The organism is Tepidimonas sp. (genome assembly GCF_046292505.1).
GTDB lineage: Bacteria > Pseudomonadota > Gammaproteobacteria > Burkholderiales > Burkholderiaceae_C > Tepidimonas.
Genome location: NZ_JBKBQX010000199.1, coordinates 1 through 655 on the forward strand (window position 1 = coordinate 1; position 655 = coordinate 655).

At 28.7% G+C, this 655-nt stretch carries 1 protein-coding gene; it reads right to left on the bottom strand.

Going from position 1 to position 655, the window contains the following annotated elements; translation table 11 throughout:
• The coding region (locus ACK4TH_RS12735) for a hypothetical protein (RefSeq protein WP_409626973.1) at positions 1-655 on the bottom strand (655 nt) is incomplete at both ends.

Here is a 655-nt window from a genome sequence, read left to right on the forward strand (position 1 = left end):
AAAAATTTGTGCTGGTAATGCAGGAAGATCTGCTGGAATAGAAACTAATGATGATAAGTTTAATGGAATTGTTACATTTAATAATGGAATTGAAATATTCTGAGATGGTAAAACATTGCTTACTGCTTCTGTTAAGTTCATTGAAGTTCCATTAATATCACTTGGTGCTCTTAATGTTACATTTATTGCTATAATTGCTGTATAAACTTCTAATCCAGCTGCTAATTGTAGTGTTCTTGTTCTCCATGATCCAAAAATGTATGTCTTGTTGTCTGTTGTGCTTACAGTCATATCAATTCTTTCTGCTGTTAAATTTTCTATACCTAAACCTAATGGCAATGATGGAAGAGTTATATTTAATGTGTTCAATAATTCTGATGCATTTAATTCTTTTGCATCTAAATAAGTAAAGTTATCTGGAATTGTATCTGCAATTGTCAAATTGTTATATTCTTTTGTTCCTATGTAAATGTATGCAATTAAACAAGAAACATTTTTATCTGTTATTGTTAATGGTGGAAGACATACCTTTATTGGTAGATTTATTCCTTCAATTTCTGCAACAATTATTTTTCCTGTTGTGTTTGTTATATTTTCTGTTTCATTATCTTTTGTATTCCTTATTGTAACATTATTGTCAAAAATTTGTGCTGGT